A 17,951-nucleotide genomic window follows, 5' to 3' on the forward strand; every position below is an offset into this window, starting at 1 on the left:
AAACTACGGACAGTACTCAAAAGAAGAAATGAATTTTGACAATACGGTGCGTATTTGAAGGGGTTTGAGTATGGGTTGTGAAGGTTGGAAAAAATATATATTTTCTGAGTTTGTTCAAATAAATCCCTCTGTAAGGCTTGAGAGCACAAGAGAATATTCGTTTGTGGAAATGAGAGATTTGAATGAAAGAAGCAAATTTGTTTATCCTTCAACAAAACGGAAATTGTCTGGTGGTGCTAAATTTCAAAATGGCGATACTTTGTTTGCAAGAATTACCCCTTGCCTAGAGAATGGAAAAATATGTCAAGTAAAAGGACTAGAAAGTGGTGTTGGATTTGGTTCTACTGAGTTTTTAGTTTTCCGTAGTAAAGAAGGTGTCTCTGATAGTGATTTTGTTTTTTATCTATCACGATATACAGAAGTAAGGCGGTTTGCAGAACAAAATATGCTTGGTACCTCTGGAAGACAGAGAGTTACTTGGGATACTTTTGACAACTTAGAGCTTGAACTTCCACCTCTTCCTACCCAACGCCGCATTGCTTCTATCCTTTCCGCGCTTGACAACAAAATCGAACTCAACCTTCAGACGAATCAGACGTTGGAGGCAATTGCCCAGGCGATATACAAGGAGTGGTTTGTGGATTTCCGCTTCCCCCATTCCCCTCTTGAGGGGTACCCGAAGGGTGGGGTGGATTCCTCTCTTCATCCATACATGAATGGCGAGGTAAATTCCTTGCAGACAACGCCAACCTCTCTCGCACCATGGCAAAAAAACTCACTTTTCCCGTTCTGGACTTTGCCAAAAAAACCGCACATTGCAAGAGCGGGCAAAAGAACTGAGAAAACAAGGAATTTTATCAGAAGTTGTATTTTGGAAAACTTTTAAAGACAAAAAAAAGCTTGGTTGGGATATCGATAGACAAGTTATTATTGGCAATTTTATTGTAGATTTTTTCATTCCGGAACTTGGACTTGTATTTGAGATTGACGGCTCAAGCCATAACGATAAACAGGAATATGACCAGGAACGCGATGCCTTTTTATCTTCATTACAATTAAAAGTTGTCAGGATTTCTGGCAAAGATGTGCTTGGGAATATTGGAGGCGTTTGGAGTTTTGTGACAAGGTCGATCAAAGAGAGAGTTGAAGAGTTGAGTCCACCCCGCCCTTCGGGCACCCCTCAAGAGGGGAATAAATGCGAAATGCAGGACAGTGAACTTGGCCCTATTCCGAAGGGGTGGAGAGTTGTTACATTTGAAGACGAGTTGGAAGCAGAAAGAGGGTTGAGTTATAAGGGCAGGGGATTGGCAACAAGTGATGCGGTGCCAATGCATAACTTGAATTCGGTTTACGAAGGTGGTGGCTACAAATTCGAGGGCATTAAGTATTACTCGGGTGAATACAAGGAAAAGCACATTGTTCAACCAGGGGATTTGATTATTGCAAATACAGAGCAAGGGCATAAATACTTGTTGATAGGATATCCCGCAATCGTTCCTTATGTGTTTGGAGACGTTGGGATTTATAGCCATCATATTTATCGGTTAAGACCAAAACCACATTCTTATTTAACATCGGACTTTTTGTATCAATTACTCTTGCGACTGGAAATTAGAAAGCAAGTTGTTGGCTTTGCAAACGGCACAACTGTAAATATGCTTAAGATTGAAGGATTGCAAAAGCCAAAATTCGTCTTGCCACCAAGATATCTGGTCTCGAAATTTTCTGATTTAGCTGCAAGTATTCGATTAAGGCAAGAAGAAAACATCAAACAATCCACCACCCTTTCCGCCGTCCGTGATGCGTTATTACCAAAATTGATGAGTGGCGAGATAGGAGTATGAGTAATGAAATAAAATACGAACAGAAAAAACCTTTGACCATCTGCAGACTCGTTTTGAATTAGTGAAAGAGGAACTTATACGATTGGCGGCGCCATGAATTCCAAAAATAGAAATAATGAAATTGTTCTTTATACCTCTGAAAAGGGCAATGTCTGTGTTGAAGTCCTTTTTCAGAATGAAAACTTTTGGTTAACCCAAAAGGCTATGGCAGAACTTTTCGGCGTTGAAATTCCTGCTATAAGCAAGCACCTTGCCAACATTTATGAAAGTAACGAGCTTTCTCAGGAAGCAACTCTTTCCATTTTGGAAACAGTTCGGGATGAAGGCTCCCGCAAGGTCAGACGTAAACTGGAATATTACAATCTTGATGCCATTATTGCGGTGGGTTACAGAGTTAATAGTTATCAGGCAACTCAGTTCCGTATCTGGGCAACCAAAACTCTCAAAGAATTTATAATTAAAGGTTTTGTCCTTGACGACGAAAGGCTCAAACAAGGCAACGTTTTGGGAAAGATTATTTCGATGAACTCCTGGAACGTATTCGCGAAATCCGGGCAAGTGAACGCCGATTCTATCAGAAAATTACAGATATTTACGCCCTTTCAGTTGATTACGATAAAAATTCTCCGATTACTAAAGATTTTTTTGCAACGGTTCAGAATAAACTGCATTGGGCGATAACAGGCAAAACCGCGGCGGAGATTATTTATACAAATGCGGATGCGACAAAATTGTATATGGAATTAACCCACTGGAAGCAATCTCCTGAAGGAAAGATACTCAAATCAGATGTTAGCATTGCCAAGAATTATTTAAGCGAACAACATATTAAGGAACTCAACCGGATTGTTTCTGCCTACTTAGATTTGGCGGAGAACCGGGCGCAGCGGCAGATAGTAATGAAGATGACGGACTGGATTCAGTTTTTACATAATTTTCTGGAATTATCCAATTATCCGATCCTGGAAGATAAAGGCAAAATTAGTATGTTAGAAGCTAAGTTGAAAGCAGAACAAGAGTACGAAGTTTACCGAAAAATTCAGGATAAAAATTACATCTCTGATTTTGATCGGGAAATAAAAAAGATTGAAGGGAAAAATGAGTAATTCATTTTACGAGTCAGTCATCATGCCGCTCTAGCGGCGCCCTGAAACCATGAAAATGTGTCTAGTTGAATAACCGTTTTTGTTGTATTATACTCCTTTTTTATTTTGCAGCGGAATAAAGTCGATTTTTCAGTGGAGCGTAGAGCCCGAGAGTGAGTCTGACTTGGACATTGCGTGGAACCAGAAACTGTAGCCAGACGTGACAGGAATTCTTTGGTAAAGCAAAGAGCACGCGAACCAGAATCAAAACGAAAGCAATGTCTTCCGTTGTGCGTAACAAAAGAAAGGAGGTTGTGATGGATATCATTAATAAATGTTGTTGTGGGCTGGATGTCCACAAGGAAAAGGTGGTAGCGTGCCTGAGAAAGATCGGCAGTGATGGCAAGTGCCACACAGAGAAACGGACGTATTTGACCGTAACGAAGGAGTTGCTTGCGTTGTCCGACTGGATGGCCAGTGAGGGGGTAACCCATGTGGCGATGGAGTCCACCGGGGTATATTGGAAACCTATCTGGAATATCTTGGAAGGGGGATTTACTGTATTGCTGGTGAATGCAAGACACATCAAGCAGGTTCCTGGACGGAAAACAGACATGAAGGACTGCGAATGGATTGCGCAATTGCTTCAACACGGACTCTTGAATCCGAGTTTTGTGTCTTCCACGCCTATCCGGGAATTGCGTGATTTGACACGGCATCGGGCCAAAGTAATTGGAGAACGGGCTGCCGTAGCGAATCGGATCCAAAAGACGCTGGAAGATGCCAATATTAAATTGGCATCGGTTGCGACTGACGTTATGGGGGTATCTGGCCGCACGATGTTGAAAGCGATAATATCCGGCCAGGAAGACCCGAAGGTATTGGCCAATCTTGCTCAGAGACGTTTGCGGGAAAAGATACCCCAACTGAAGCTTGCCCTCGAAGGGCGGGTGACCGGGCATCACCGGTTTATGTTGGAAACGTTGCTTGACCAGTGGGAATACCTTGAATCTCTGGTCAAACGATTGGATGATAGAATAGAGGAAGTCATGCGCCCTTTTGAGGAATCGGTGGAGTTGTTGAAGGGCATCCCCGGTGTTGAACAACGTACCGCCGAGAATCTTATAGCCGAAATTGGCAACAATATGGCTCAGTTCCCTTCCGCTGAGCATTTGGCATCGTGGGCAGGGATGTGTCCTGGCAACAATGAAAGCGCTGGCAAAAGGAAAAGTGGCGCTACGCCAAAAGGCAACCGATGGCTTCGCAGAACCCTGAATCAATCCACCTGGGCTGCCAGCCATACCAAAAACACTTATCTCTCCGCCCAGTACCGAAGGCTTGCATCCCGACGCGGGAAGAAACGAGCAATTGTTGCCGTTGGTCATACAATCCTTACTATAGTTTATCATATGCTGAAACACAGAGTATCATACCATGAGTTAGGAAACAATTACTTCGACCATCTCAATTCTGAAAACTTGAAACGTTACCTTGTTAAACGTCTTGAAAAACTAGGACATAAAGTTACTTTAGAGCCTTTAAAAGAAGTCGCCTAATAATAGTCCCATCTTGTATCAACATTTATGGTTATGTAAATGTTTTATCAATAAATTTTCGAACCAGTGAAAGTTCATTGGTATGGGAATAACGAATTCTTAGAGCCGCTGTAACCTTGCGAAAGTTTAGATTCCGGGGACACCATACTCACGTGATTTCGCTGATAAAATGTGTCCCTTACCCATTTGATAAACGTATCGCTCCCCAGTATACTTCCTCCGACAACCTTCTCTTTTAAATCAATACCTGTCGACAAATCATTACAGGTATTCTCCCAATACAATCTTCTTCCTTCTGAAGCCCATCGACAAAGACCTCGATAAGGCAGGCGGGCAAATATCCGGGCTGCAACGGATGTTCATTCTCTAGCATCTTCAGCGATCTTCCGTCCCTTTCCATGTTTTGCTCTTTCCTCGTAATTGCCACAGTGTATAAAATCAATTTCTCTTTTTAAAAAATCGATCTTATAGATCTTTACCCTTACAACTTCTCCGATGCGATACATCTTCCTTCGGCGAGCGCCAACAAGGGCCATGGTTTTTTTGTCTACCTGATAGATATCATCTGACAGGGTGCGGATGTGGACGAGTCCCTCCAGCAGGTACCTATTTAATTGGACAAAGAAACCGAACTCCTGGACACCGGTAATGACACCATCGAAGATTTTTCCAACCTCATGTTCAAGGTGCCGAAGTAGTTTTAGTTTGGTAATTTCACGTTCTACCTCATCTGCTCTGCGTTCAGTCATAGAGCAATGTCCTGCCCAATCGAGTAAACAATTCATCCATGTATCATGCACTGAAGGAGACGACAACTCGCCTGAAAAATATTGGTCTAAAATCCTATGGACAAGCAGGTCTGGATAGCGGCGGATGGGGGAGGTAAAGTGTGTATAGTGATCCAGCGCAAGCGCAAAGTGCCTTCCTTCACCCGCTGAATAAACCGCCTGTTTCATTGATTTCAGGAGTACGAGATTTACGGTGTATGCCTCAGGCCTTCCGCGCAACTTGTCGAGTAACGACTGCAGGTGCCTGCTTTTGAAAGGGTCTATCCTGGTGTGTTCCAGTCCACGGATAAACTCCGCAAATTCCCGCATATCATCTTCTTCTGGTTCCGGATGGATACGACACAATAGCGGCATCTTTTTTTCATACATGAACGTTGCCACCATTTCATTTGCCAAAAGCATAAATTCTTCTATTAATTTATGTGAGATATCCCTTTCGATCTTTTCGACGTCTTTAACGTAACCGTGTTCGTCTAATTTTAAGGAAATTTCAGGGAGATCCAGTTCCAGAGCGCCCCGATCCAGCCGGTTTTTAAAAAGCACTCCGGCAAGGTACGCCATGTTGCGTAGCATGCTTACCGCTTCGTCAGATATGTCTATATCTGTTTCATTATTGAGGATGGCAGTAGCCTGATTATACGTCAGACGCCTGGTAACATGAATAACAGAATGTCTAATCTCCGCTTTGACAAGATACCCTTTGCGATCAAGGGTCATAAAAACACTCTTGGTGAGCCGGTCTTCTCCTTCTTTCAGGCTGCAGATATTGTTTGACAAAAATTCTGGCAACATAGGAATGACTTCACCGGGCAAATAGACACTAGTACCCCGAAAACGAGCCTCTTTGTCAACCGCCGTGTCAGGTTTTACGTAGTATGAAACATCTGCTACGTGTACCCCTAGACGCCAATCTCCATTCCCATCCTTTTCAAGGGACACTGCGTCGTCAAAATCTTTGGCATCTTCCGGGTCGATAGTAATAATGAGCTTGTTACGCAAGTCGAACCTGTCATGGATTTCTTTTTCTGAAACAGCATGAGGTACATGCTTCATCTCTTTCATCACCCTTTGGCCAAAGACGTGAGGAAGTTTGAATTGATAAATAATGGAACGGCGATCAACCCTGGGGTCTCCTTCCTTCCCCAAAACTTCTGTAACCTCTCCCTCCGGGTTGAGATGCCTTGATGGCCATACGGTGATTCGAGCGACCACTTTGTCACCGGGTTGTGCGCCCATTGAAACTTCTTCTGCAACGTAGATGTCCCTGAATAATCTGGGGTCGTCGGGGGCAACAAAGCGCAGCCGTTTTGTTTTTTCGAAGGTGCCCACCACGAGTTCATTTACGCGTTTTATCACGTTAACGATTTGTCCTGATGCGCTTCGCCTCTTTTCTTTCCATTTTCCGGGGATCTGGACTTTTGTGGGAAGTCGGACAACCACGAGGTCTCCGTGCATGGCGGAACCCATGTCTTCTTCGCTGACATAAATGTCTTCCCCGCTGCCTTCTTTGACCGGGACAACGAAGCCAAATCCCCGCGGATTGCATTCCAGGGCGCCCACCAACAAGTGCACCTTTTCCGGATCAGCATACTGTTTTTGCTTGATCTTTACAATCTCACCGGAAAACTCCAACTCCTGCAAAAGGTTACAGAACTGCCGGTATTCTGCATCACTGATCTCAAAATGCTCTGCCAGTTCAGCGGCCGTCATGGGGCTGTATTTTTTGCTGTGAATGAATCTGAGGATATCGACAGGGTTGATCATGGTAATTTTAGATTTACGATTTATGAATTACGATTTATAATTTGTTTTTGAAGTCTTTACTGCGGCAGTAAAGATAGCTACGAATTCGTTTGCTTCTTTAATTAACCCTTCTAATAATTTTTTATCCATAAGTTCTAAGTCTACGATAAATTCAAGCCAAAAAAGAGACTCGTCTGATTCTTCTTCCACAATTTTCAGTTTATTAATAAAATCTGCTTTTGATTTAGCTCTTCATACTGCTCTGTAATTAGCAGCAATAGAGGTAGATGCTTTTATAAATTGATTCGCAACTACTTCAATTCCTCTTGACCTAGGCAGCTTTTCGACTATTTTAAAAACCCTGATCGCGAAGTTTTTTGTTCTGTTTTGTAATTGAACTTTATCCATGCTCTTTTAATTAACGATCATAAATCGTAATTCATAAATCGTAAATCTAAAATATTCTGCTATTTTTTATACAGCCTCCGTTCAAACATCTTAACGTATTCAGTCCACGAGCTGGTTGTGTCTTTATGCTCGGTTATTGCCTTTGTTGCAGCATGCACCTTTGCATCCAGATTGTCCAGGTGGTGCAGGGCAATAGCCTCGGGTGTGCCTGGCTTTACCGGAGAACCCCATTCATATTCCCCGTGATGGCTTAATATGAGGTGGAAAAGGACATTGAGCAGTTCCGGGGGAAACCCATCTATTTTTTGGACCTTTTCATAGACCATAAGGACACCCGAGATGAGGTGCCCGGTAAGTTGTCCCTCATCGGTATATTGGAAACTACGTTCATAGGACAATTCCCGTGTTTTTCCGATATCATGTAAGATGACACCCGTAAGTAACAAATCTCTTTTTATTGTTGGATACTGATTTGAAAAGCTGATTGCCAACTTGGCAACGGAAAGGATATGCTCCAATAATCCCCCTAAAAAGGCATGGTGGTATTGTGTAGCAGCCGGTGCGGTGGAAAACATCTTACAAAAGGATTCATCTGCAAAAAATGCATACAGGAGTTTTGAAAGATAGGGGTCTTGAACCGTTTTGATAATCTGTTTGAGTTCATTCATCATCACAGAAATATCTTTTTCCGTGCTCGGTATGAATTCTGCCATCTGCACTTGTGCTTCTGCGATAGGGAAAATTTCGTTAATGCGGATTTGCAGGGTGTTGTTGAAGGTCTCGACGACACCTTTTATCTTTATGAACGCATCTTTATTGAAGCTGTCGCAAAGTTGGGGTGCCGCATCCCATTTCCGTGCTTCAATAGAGCCGGATTTGTCGGCCAGTTGCAGGTTGAGATACGGCTTTTTTTCCCTTGTTTCCTTGACTTCTTTTTTCAAGACAAGAAATACGTCTTCCACAACCTCACCGGTTTTTAAGCTGGATATATATTTTCTGGACATTTGTACGGATTTTACGCAAGTAATGAATCAATGTCAAGGAGTATAAGTGGTTATCCTGCATTTTTTTATTGCAATACGATGTTCAACTGATTAATATTTGGTGGAATATTTGCAATCTTTTTAAAGATACTGTTTGCTGATTCATAGCTCAGCACTGCCGCAACCAAAAGCCTCCCTCTCTTTCCCACTTTGCAAAGGGACAGAAAAAGGGTAAAAAAACTTTCCCCATAAGGGTAATACGGTAAATGCATGGGTGATTTACTAGAAAAAATTAAAACAAAGAAGGCGAAAATAGGTGTCATTGGACTCGGTTACGTAGGACTCCCCCTTGCGCTTGAATTTGTGCGAAGCGGATATTGCGTAACAGGGATCGATAAAAACAAAGAGCGTGTCGAGTCCCTTAACAAAGGCGCTTCATATGTAATCGATGTAAAAAGTGAAGATATCGCACAATTTATCGAAAAAGGTCTTTTGTGTGTAACTGACGATGTCAGTGTCTTATCAACCCTTGATGCTATGAGTATCTGTGTTCCGACACCGCTGACAAAGACAAAAGACCCCGACATGTCGTATATCATCAATGTGGGCCAGGAAGTGAAGAATTACATGCATAAGGAACAGCTCTTCATCTTGGAAAGCACCACATATCCGGGTACGACGGAGGAACTGGTATTACCGATGTTAGAGGAAGGGGGTCTAAAGGTCGGTAAAGACTTCTATCTTGCCTTTTCTCCGGAGCGTATCGATCCCGGTAACAAGCGGTATTCAGTAAAAAACATTCCCAAGGTAATCGGGGGTGTAACCCAGCAATGTACGGAATTGGCGAGTTGTTTATATGGCCATATTATTGAGACGATCATACCCGTTTCGTCTCCGAAGGTGGCAGAGATGGTAAAACTCCTTGAAAATACCTTCCGGAATGTCAATATTGCATTAGTCAACGAAATTGCCATCATGTCGGAAAGACTGAGTATCGATGTATGGGAAGTTATCGACGCTGCAAAGACAAAACCCTTTGGTTTTATGTCATTTTACCCGGGTCCCGGTCTGGGGGGACATTGTATCCCCATCGATCCACTCTATCTTTCCTGGGTTGCTAAAAAGAACGGTTTTGAATTGCGATTCATTGCACTTGCAGACCAGATAAACAGCTCTATGCCTGAATTTGTTGTGGAAAAGATTACGGATGCATTAAACGATGTAGAAAAAAGCGTAAAGGGCTCCAATATCCATATCCTGGGTGTTGCGTATAAGAAGGACGTGGATGATCTTCGGGAATCACCTGCCCTTGAAATTATGAATATCTTACGGTCAAAGGGCGCCAGGATAACATATACCGACCCTTATATTCCCGAGATTAATTACCAGAAACTCAGTATCAAGTCAAAACCCCTTTCTAAAGAGGTCTTGTCTAAGGTCGATTGTTCTGTGATCGTGACAGACCACAGCAACTTTGATTATAACCTGATTGTGTCCAACTCTAAACTGATTGTCGATACCCGCAATGCCTTAAAAGGTATTAACAAGAAACATATCGTGCGACTCTAACATGACTGACCTGCTTTTTGAAATCGGCACGGAAGAGATTCCCGCCAGCTACATTACTCCTGCACTTAACCAGATGGAAGCATTGTTTACAGAATATGCAAAAAAACACCGTTTAGAGATGCAGTCTCTTTATTGTACAGGTACGCCCAGGAGATTGACCATGTTTGTAAAGGGTCTGCCACAAAAGCAGGAAAGTGTCACGGAAGAAATCCAGGGACCTGCCGCATCAATTGCCTTTGATAAGGCTGGAAATCCCACAAAGGCAGGTCTGGGTTTTGCCAGGTCTCAGGGTGTGGATATACATAACCTCCAAACAAAAAAGACTGCTAAAGGGGAATATTGTTTTGCGATCAAAAAGGTAGAGGGGCAAGAGACTTTACATATTTTGCCCGAGATTCTTACTGAGATTCTCAAAAACATCTCATTTCCAAAGTCGATGAAATGGAAGGGGAATAATTTGTTCTTTGCCCGTCCCATACGTTCCCTCCTTGCACTCTTTGGGGATAAGGTTGTTCCTATGGAAATCAATGGGATTAAGGCAGACAGATTTGTCTCCGGGCATCCTTTCTTATCCGGCAAAAGAATTGAAGTTTCTCAGGCAGATTGGGACTTATATAAGCGGTTACTAAAGCTGGAGAAGGTTGTAGTCGATATGACTGAGCGGCGTGAGGCGCTGAGGACGAAGATAACTCAACTCATGGTACCCTATGGCACAACCATTGACGATGAAGAGTTGCTGGATGAAGTAACCAACCTGGTGGAATACCCCAATGCCATTGAATGCAATTTTGATAAAGAATTCCTGGATATCCCTGCCAATGTCATAGAAACGGCTATGAAGGAACACCAGAGATATTTCCCCATAAAGAAAAAAGATGGTAAGCTTTTCAATAAATTTATAGCGGCGCTTAACCGCGACGAAAATAATGCCGATACTGCCGTTCAGGGTAATGAACGTGTATTGAGGGCGCGACTCTCTGACGCCCGGTTTTTCTGGAAAGAGGACAGAAAAGTTCCCTTGGGAAAACGGGTGGAAGATTTAAAGAACCTTGCCTTCCTTGAAAAGTTGGGGAATTATCGTGACAGAACAGACAGGATTATTAAACTCTCCGAGTATATATCACACCGATTAATTGCTTTTAATCAGTTACCGATAGAAGCTGATGCGTTAGTGAAACGTGCTGCGCTCTTATGTAAGGCAGACCTCCTCACTCAGATGGTAGGTGAATTCCCGTCGTTACAGGGAATTATGGGAAGGGAGTATGCCGAATGGGACGGCGAAGAACCATCCGTTGCCTTAGCGATTGCCGAGCATTATATGCCCCGCTTTGCTACTGATAATATCCCCAAATCAAAGGTTGGGGCTATTGTGGGTTTGGCCGACAAGTTTGATACGATATCCAGTTGTTTTACCCTGGAATTAACCCCGACCGGTTCACAGGACCCTTATTCCTTACGACGACATGCCTATGGTATTATCCGTATTATAGAAGAGCATGGATTTGCCCTGGAATTCAGGGAAGTGCTTTCCAAGTCATTAAGCTTGCTTCCCATGTTTCCACAAAGAGAATCTCACTATTATCCGGAAATACTCAATAAGTTAATACCGGATATAAAAGAGTTTTTCAGAGACCGATTATTCCACATAAACGTTGAAAGGGGACATCGCTACGACCTGGTAAATGCCGTCTTGAATGCCGATGTTGGATTTGACGACATCTACGATTTTTTCCAAAGGTTAAAGGCCTTATCGAATGTCTCAAAAGAGGAGTGGTGGCCGGATCTGGTTACCGTTGTCGAAAGGACATTTAACATCGGTAAAAAGGCAAATAGCAGTGGATCAGTAAATGAACGCCTGTTTACTGAAGCCGAAGAACACAAATTGTTGGAGATTTTTAAAGGGAATGAGACGGCCATCCGGAAACAGGTAGATGAAAAAAAATACGAAGAAGCCTCCCATACGTACTATGAGGTCTTTGCCAAACCCGTCCATATCTTCTTTGACCGGGTATTCGTAAACGTTGAAGATGAAGCCGTTCGGAACAACCGGTTGTTGCTTATCAAGTCGATCAACGAATTATACTCCGGAAAGATAGCTGACCTTTCTCAAATGGACATGTCCGGAGAAAAATCTTAGGGGAGTTTGATTCCAAAGACATGTTACTGGTAAATTGATTATGACTTTTGTTCTGTTTTGATGATAAAATTTTCAGGTTAAATTTATCGTATAGGAATTTTCATTTTATTCAAACGAGTTTCAGGGTGGCACGGACAAACTTTGTTTGTCCGTGTTCGTGCCCAGCTTGACTGTCAAGAAATTTCAAAGTTGCGATTGTAGAGTAAGCGAACTGAAGTTCGCTCTACTCTGGAAAAGTAGCCGAAGGCCTATTTTATTATAAAACTATTCATTCTTTTAAGAGAGCGAGGTTTCGTATATGAAAAACGTAGAATTTTCTGTAGAAGGAAACATGCTTACCATAAAGATAGACCTATCGAAAGAATTCGGCCCCTCTTCGTCCGGCAAGAACATCATTGTCGCATCAACGGAAGGAAACGTCACCATCCCTAATCGCGAAGAAAAGATCGGTCTGAACGTTTACCGCAAGAAATAGGGGAAATCTCTTGTATAACATACCGTGACGATTTCATTCATTTCAATTAATTCTATCCTTTTGGGTTAATTTTAGCACAAAATTAGTACAAATTATGATACAAATTTTGTGTCTTTCGTATTTAAGTTGAAAGCTTAGGGTCAAGAAGTCCGCAATGTTGATGAATCTTGAGTAAGAAGTATTTGACGTCTCGATAACCGTATGCCATGCGCTTGAACCTCTTTATTTTGTTATTGATTCCTTCTGATATAGCGGACGTTATTTTGCAAACAAAATAGTTCAGAACATAATGCCTCTTCCGGAAAAATTTGTATCCTAGCTCTACAAATGATGCTATCCCAGACCTTATTGCTGTCCCTATCCACGCCCTCAGATTTGCATATGCTACCCTTCGATTACTTGCTACATAAAGAGAAAGAAACTGCTCCTTTAAAAGCATTGCCTTATATACCTTCTCATTGAGCGTTGAGAGTTTATCTAAAATATCCTTCTGCTTATTTGTAACCTTATTTTGCATCAATATAAACCTCTTGTTGCAATGAAGAATTCGACTCAAGTCTTCCTGGTTTTGTTGCCTGGCTTTTCTGAGTTCTTCCTTCCTTACCGCATCTACTGCCTCATTGAGATACTTCTTTACATGAAAATGATCCAATACTATCAAGGCATTCTTCAAATGCTCTTTCGTAGACGTAAGAAAACCCTTTGCTCCATCACTTGCCACTGCCTTTATCCTCTTACAACCTTCCTTGCCTATCTTACGATAAAATTTATCCAGCGTTGTCTTGCCCCGCCCATCGTGATTCCAAATCACCTTGCGCTTTTCCACATCAACAACATTGGTAACATACTTGTGCCACTTCTGCCATGCAACCTCATCCACACTCATATGACGCGGCGCCTTCACTTTCTCAATTCTCTCCAGTGATAACTCCTCTAACATCTCCTTATCTATCCGGTACACCGTCTCATCGTCTATTCCAAGAAACCATCCTGCTTCCTTATTTGTCGTTATTGAGGTCAGTCGATACACCTGTTCCACAAAACGCTTCGTAAATCTCCCCCTTATCCACTCGTGCTCCTCTACCCGAATACTCCCATCTTCAAGGCACATCGATTTCCTCTTCGGTACGTGCAAATATACCCTCCTACCACTCATCGGTAGGTCTTCTACTGTTATTCTTCCCACACTATGCACTGCCGTATTGTGCACTTTACCGCAACCTGAACATACACTCGCTCTTTCTTCCTCTTGCTCCAATAAAAACTCTATACTGCTTTCCGTGCTGGATATCATATGCGTTACTTTAAATCCTGGAATTCGTAATAATTCTGTGATAGTATCTAACCGCATCGAATTTCTCCTCGTGTAGTATGATCTTATCTCTCATAAAACCATATTACATACGGATGAAATTCGATGCTATCCTTTTACTCTCATCTTTTACCCTATCTTCCCTACTTATATTTTCCTGTCTTCAACTTTTTTACGAATGAACCTAAATTTTTTATTCAACTGTATGCTGTATTCAGTGAATAAAGCGGCAGGGATATTGAGCATGAATACTTATCCTGTTTTCTTGATATCACTCAATTTGTAATGTTAACAAGTTAGAATTGTAGTAGTGAGAATTTTATATGTCAATATTTATGTCAATTATTTCTTGACTTACGCTGCACTATTTGTCAAATTGAAGAAAACTTGTTAATAACTTTGTTAGACGAGAAGGAAGACCATGACTGAAGCACAACTGCACGAACTTGAACGGGAGTATGGGCTGTTCAAGGATGAAATCCTGGATGCGATCAACCGTCGCTTCCGAGCGAAGGTAACCCTTGAGGGTGCGGTCGCAGAAGTCCACCTTGGCAAGCATATACAGGCATTAAAGGACGCAGGCATCATCGAGCGCTTCGAGGTTCACGACCAAGACGGATACCCAGACTACTCACTCTGGCTGCCTGGGTGGACCGATGCTCTCCGGGTAGAGTGCAAGAATGTCCGGGATTCCGAGGAGGCCTACCGTCAGGGCGGTGAAGTCACAGCCTACAAGGTCGAAACACAGAAGACACGCGCGTCGAAGGGTGACAGGAGCAGTCGTTTCTACGGGTACGACCAGTTCGAGATACTTGCCGTCTGCATGGGCAAGAAGACCCATGATTGGCACCAGTTCATGTTCATTCAAAGCAAGCACCTGGCTCGCCACTCGAAGCACAAAAACAAGATGGCCGTCATGCACCCTGTCCCCCTTCCGGGAGGCGACGTCCGCCCCCCATGGTATCCCGATCTTGGTTCGCTCTTGGAGGGATTAGCGCGATGAAACCCGCTTACTCCACGGTTTACGGCAACGCCTACTGCGCAGATTCGCTGGCGCTGATGCGGGATATGCCGCCGAACTCCATCGACTTGGTGATCACTTCTCCACCCTATGCGCTACATTTCAAGAAGGAATACGGCAACGCTGACCAAGCGAACTACATCAACTGGTTCTCTCCCTTCGCTGAAGAGATCAGACGGGTACTCAAACCAACGGGCAGTTTCGTTCTGAACATCGGGGGAACGTGGACGCCCGGAAACCCCACTCGGTCTTTATACCACTTCCGACTTCTCCTCCATTTGTGTGACGAAATTGACTTCTCGCTCTGCCAGGAGTTCTTCTGGTACAACCCGGCGAAGATGCCGGCACCCGCCGAATGGGTGAACGTGCGTCGGATACGGGTGAAGGACAGTGTCGAGTACATCTATTGGCTGGGTAAGACGCCCAATCCTAAAGCCAACAACAGACGAGTGCTGCAAGCGTACAGCAAGGACATGCTGAGACTGATAGACCGAGGGGTGAAAGCCACTACTCGGCCTTCCGGACACAACATCAAGGAGTCTTTCGCCCAAGACAAGGGCGGATCGATTCCCGGCAACCTGATCGCCTGCGGCAACAACGAGAGCAACAGCAACTACCTTGCCCTGCTGAAAGAACACGGACGGAGGATTCACCCGGCTAGGTTCCCTGCTGAGTTGCCTAGGTTCTTCATCAACTTCCTGACGGACCCGGACGACCTTGTACTCGATCCGTTCGCTGGGTCCAACACGACAGGATTCGTCGCCGAGTCCATGAAGCGTCGCTGGATTTCGGTCGATGTGTGCCCCGAGTACGTCGAGGATTCGCGGCTGCGATTTGCGGTCACAGAAGTCTCCCCGCAAGCCGCGTACGGCAAACCGGCCGCGAAGCCGGTTCAGGCACAGTTGCCCTTGTTTCTGAAGATCAAGGCGGTCTAACGAGTTGGTAGGCCGACCCTCGTACCTCGGGCGGCACATCATAGCGTTATGCAAATTGAAGAAATCGGAGAGTAAATTGAAAGGAAAGTATATCGCACCAAGTCTGGAAGCTGACGCTTTCAATTGTGTTAACTGCCATGTATATACAAAGCAACATTGGTATTACATGCAAGGTTCAACGCAGCCAGATGGTTTCGGAGGACAAAAGCAAGATGAGCGCTTTATGGTTTCATATTGCGAACACTGTGGCTTTCCAACCATATGGCATGGTGAATCAATTATTTTTCCCCTCAATATGTCAGCAGAGCCTCCAAACCAAGATTTACCCGAAGAGATAGTTGAAGATTATGAAGAAGCAAGAGCGATAGTGAATTTATCTCCAAGAGGTGCGGCTGCATTATTGAGATTAGCTATTCAAAAATTATGTGCTCATCTAGGTCAACCTGGGAAGAACATTAATTCTGATATTAAAGCCCTGGTAGCGGCGGGCTTGCCACCAAAGGTTCAGGAGGCACTTGATAGCGTCCGAGTGATTGGTAACGAAGCCGTGCATCCTGGAACTATAGACCTAAAGGATAACCGTGATACAGCTAATCAGTTATTTCGTCTGGTTAATTTTATTGCTCAAAAGATGCTAACCGAACCACGAGAAATCGATGAAATCTATAATGGATTACCCGCTGATAAACTTAGGGGTATTGAGGAACGAGACAAATAATGCACAACAGCACATCCAGCCGATCCACAAAAGCGCCGCTGCGATCTGCTTTTGCGTTCGGCTGATATGAGGCGCTAGGCTCTTGGTGGAACTGGAGGAAATCATGAACAAGCAACTTATTTGGATGATGTTGTTATTAAAAAGAAAAAGAGTTATATCTTGATTTGTGATTTAGCGTGTCGTATTTATTTTTAATCTTTAAAAATTCTTCTTTGTGATCGTAACACTTCTTTTATTTAGTTTGTCATGAGACTTATCAATAATGCTATCCAGATACTGGATACTCACCGACCTCAATCTCTGGACTTCCATTCGTTTTCTGAATAGTTTCGGAATGTTTTTATAAATAAGCCAATTGGCAATGAAAGGAGATAAGAAAAAGCCATCTTTAAGGTCTGTCAGGACGGTCTTGATTTCGCTGAGACCGTATTTGAAATAATATTTGAACAGGTAGTAAGCCGGATAATTCTTGAATATCACCCATTGCTTGTTGCGGTAGCCTGTATAATGAAGCTTCAAACTCTTCCTGCTATGGCTGGCCGTCCCGATGTGATAAACAACGGCAATTGGAACATAGAGACACTGAAAGCCTGCCAGTTGCGCCCGGAAGCTCAGGTCGACGTCCTCGAAAAATGCCCAGAAGTCTTCGTCAAAAAGTCCGATCCTCTCAAACAGCACCTTGCGATAAATAGCTGCGCCAGCCGATGCGCCAAAGATGAATGAAGGCTGTTTATAGTAATCAACAGCCTCTCCCTCGCCCCTTTTATAAGCCCTGCCCCAGGATGAAAAACCGATCCCGGCACAATCAACAAGGTTCCGATGGTTGTAATTAATCATGAGGGAGGCGCAAAAACCAACGTCTCTGTGACAATCCAGCGCCTGATTCAATTCCAAGAGCCAGTTTTTATCAGTCTCTGTATCGTTGTTGAGGAGGGCGATATATTGTCCTCTTGCCTGTCGTATACCTTCGTTCACGGCCGATGCAAAACCAACGTTCTTTTTTAGCGCGATTATCCTTGTCTGTGGATAATGAGTTTGAACAAAGGACAGGGAATCATCGGTTGACGCATCATCCACGAGCACCGTTTCAAAATCAGTATAGGTCTGTTTATTTAAAGAAGACAGGCAGGCTTCCAGAAACCGCCTGCCATTATAGTTGGGAATAATGACGGATATTTTTGGCATTTAAAAATATTATACCCTGAGAAGGTTATCTTGTTTTTCCCTCTTTTTACCTTTTCCAATAAGAAATTTTTTTTAAAAGAAGTATTTTTCTCCCCCTTTATCTCCTGGTTGCGAAGGAGGGGATTGAGGGGCGGTCAACCTTGTCCCTGTATTGAACAGGGATTGGTTGTGGTATGTAAAAGCTATTTCGTT

The 17,951-nt window shown here is 43.4% G+C and carries 14 protein-coding genes and 2 pseudogenes; 10 read left to right on the plus strand and 6 right to left on the minus strand.

Annotation, left to right across the window (positions count from 1 at the left end; all coding sequences use genetic code 11):
* Nucleotides 1–70 precede the first annotated feature (70 nt).
* The 4 genes and pseudogenes from BROSI_RS05705 (at nt 71) to BROSI_RS05720 (ending at nt 4,485) form a co-directional block, all read left to right on the plus strand.
* Nucleotides 71–886, plus strand: a complete 816-nt coding sequence (locus tag BROSI_RS05705) for a restriction endonuclease subunit S (protein ID WP_052562800.1) — start codon at nt 71–73, stop codon at nt 884–886.
* Nucleotides 816–1,844 carry a DUF559 domain-containing protein gene (locus BROSI_RS18960; RefSeq protein ID WP_082059066.1) on the plus strand — a complete coding sequence of 343 codons (1,029 nt, stop codon included), beginning with the start codon at nt 816–818 and terminating at the stop codon, nt 1,842–1,844. The genes BROSI_RS05705 and BROSI_RS18960 overlap by 71 nt, the downstream gene beginning before the upstream one ends.
* A gap of 93 nt (nt 1,845–1,937) precedes the next feature.
* A pseudogene (locus BROSI_RS21170) lies at nt 1,938–2,950 on the plus strand (virulence RhuM family protein).
* Between the two features lie 296 nt (nt 2,951–3,246).
* On the plus strand, nt 3,247–4,485 hold the full coding sequence (locus BROSI_RS05720) for an IS110 family RNA-guided transposase (protein ID WP_052562801.1): 1,239 nt from the start codon (nt 3,247–3,249) through the stop codon (nt 4,483–4,485).
* A 235-nt stretch (nt 4,486–4,720) separates the two neighbouring features.
* On the opposite strand, the gene BROSI_RS19760 is transcribed toward BROSI_RS05720, so the two are convergent.
* From BROSI_RS19760 to BROSI_RS05730, 4 genes and pseudogenes are all read right to left on the minus strand, one after another.
* Nucleotides 4,721–4,858, minus strand: a complete 138-nt coding sequence (locus BROSI_RS19760; RefSeq protein ID WP_162183222.1) for a hypothetical protein — start codon at nt 4,856–4,858, stop codon at nt 4,721–4,723.
* Complete coding sequence (gene rnr / locus BROSI_RS05725) at nt 4,845–7,037, minus strand: ribonuclease R (protein WP_082059067.1); 2,193 nt, start codon at nt 7,035–7,037, stop codon at nt 4,845–4,847. Before rnr ends, BROSI_RS19760 begins: the two co-directional genes overlap by 14 nt.
* Before the next feature lie 27 nt (nt 7,038–7,064).
* A pseudogene (locus BROSI_RS20740) lies at nt 7,065–7,424 on the minus strand (four helix bundle protein).
* A 59-nt stretch (nt 7,425–7,483) separates the two neighbouring features.
* Nucleotides 7,484–8,428 carry a 3'-5' exoribonuclease YhaM family protein gene (locus tag BROSI_RS05730; protein WP_052562802.1) on the minus strand — a complete coding sequence of 315 codons (945 nt, stop codon included), beginning with the start codon at nt 8,426–8,428 and terminating at the stop codon, nt 7,484–7,486.
* Between the two features lie 249 nt (nt 8,429–8,677).
* Between BROSI_RS05730 and BROSI_RS05740 the strand changes: the two genes are divergently transcribed.
* The 3 genes from BROSI_RS05740 (at nt 8,678) to BROSI_RS20280 (ending at nt 12,588) form a co-directional block, all read left to right on the plus strand.
* A complete protein-coding gene (locus BROSI_RS05740; RefSeq protein WP_052562804.1) occupies nt 8,678–9,976 on the plus strand; it encodes a nucleotide sugar dehydrogenase in 1,299 nt (432 codons plus the stop codon).
* A 1-nt stretch (nt 9,977) separates the two neighbouring features.
* Nucleotides 9,978–12,113: a glycine--tRNA ligase subunit beta gene (glyS, locus tag BROSI_RS05745; protein WP_052562805.1), complete on the plus strand. Its 2,136-nt coding sequence runs from the start codon at nt 9,978–9,980 to the stop codon at nt 12,111–12,113.
* Between the two features lie 298 nt (nt 12,114–12,411).
* Nucleotides 12,412–12,588 carry a hypothetical protein gene (locus BROSI_RS20280; RefSeq protein ID WP_164468390.1) on the plus strand — a complete coding sequence of 59 codons (177 nt, stop codon included), beginning with the start codon at nt 12,412–12,414 and terminating at the stop codon, nt 12,586–12,588.
* 121 nt (nt 12,589–12,709) lie between these two features.
* On the opposite strand, the gene BROSI_RS05750 is transcribed toward BROSI_RS20280, so the two are convergent.
* Nucleotides 12,710–13,939 carry an ISL3 family transposase gene (locus BROSI_RS05750; protein ID WP_052562806.1) on the minus strand — a complete coding sequence of 410 codons (1,230 nt, stop codon included), beginning with the start codon at nt 13,937–13,939 and terminating at the stop codon, nt 12,710–12,712.
* A 382-nt stretch (nt 13,940–14,321) separates the two neighbouring features.
* Between BROSI_RS05750 and BROSI_RS05755 the strand changes: the two genes are divergently transcribed.
* The 3 genes from BROSI_RS05755 (at nt 14,322) to BROSI_RS05765 (ending at nt 16,574) form a co-directional block, all read left to right on the plus strand.
* Nucleotides 14,322–14,903, plus strand: coding sequence for a hypothetical protein (locus BROSI_RS05755; RefSeq protein WP_200891698.1), 582 nt, complete (start codon nt 14,322–14,324; stop codon nt 14,901–14,903).
* The gene (locus BROSI_RS05760) at nt 14,900–15,856 is read left to right on the plus strand and encodes a DNA-methyltransferase (protein ID WP_102046786.1); all 957 of its coding nucleotides are present in this window, start codon (nt 14,900–14,902) and stop codon (nt 15,854–15,856) included. The genes BROSI_RS05755 and BROSI_RS05760 overlap by 4 nt, the downstream gene beginning before the upstream one ends.
* 76 nt (nt 15,857–15,932) lie before the next feature.
* Nucleotides 15,933–16,574, plus strand: coding sequence for a DUF4145 domain-containing protein (locus tag BROSI_RS05765; RefSeq protein ID WP_200891699.1), 642 nt, complete (start codon nt 15,933–15,935; stop codon nt 16,572–16,574).
* Between the two features lie 198 nt (nt 16,575–16,772).
* On the opposite strand, the gene BROSI_RS05770 is transcribed toward BROSI_RS05765, so the two are convergent.
* Nucleotides 16,773–17,759 (minus strand): glycosyltransferase family 2 protein, encoded by a 987-nt coding sequence (locus BROSI_RS05770; RefSeq protein WP_052562807.1) that lies wholly within the window; start codon nt 17,757–17,759, stop codon nt 16,773–16,775.
* Nucleotides 17,760–17,951 lie beyond the last annotated feature (192 nt).

The organism is Candidatus Brocadia sinica JPN1 (assembly GCF_000949635.1).
In the GTDB taxonomy this organism is placed as follows: domain Bacteria; phylum Planctomycetota; class Brocadiia; order Brocadiales; family Brocadiaceae; genus Brocadia; species Brocadia sinica.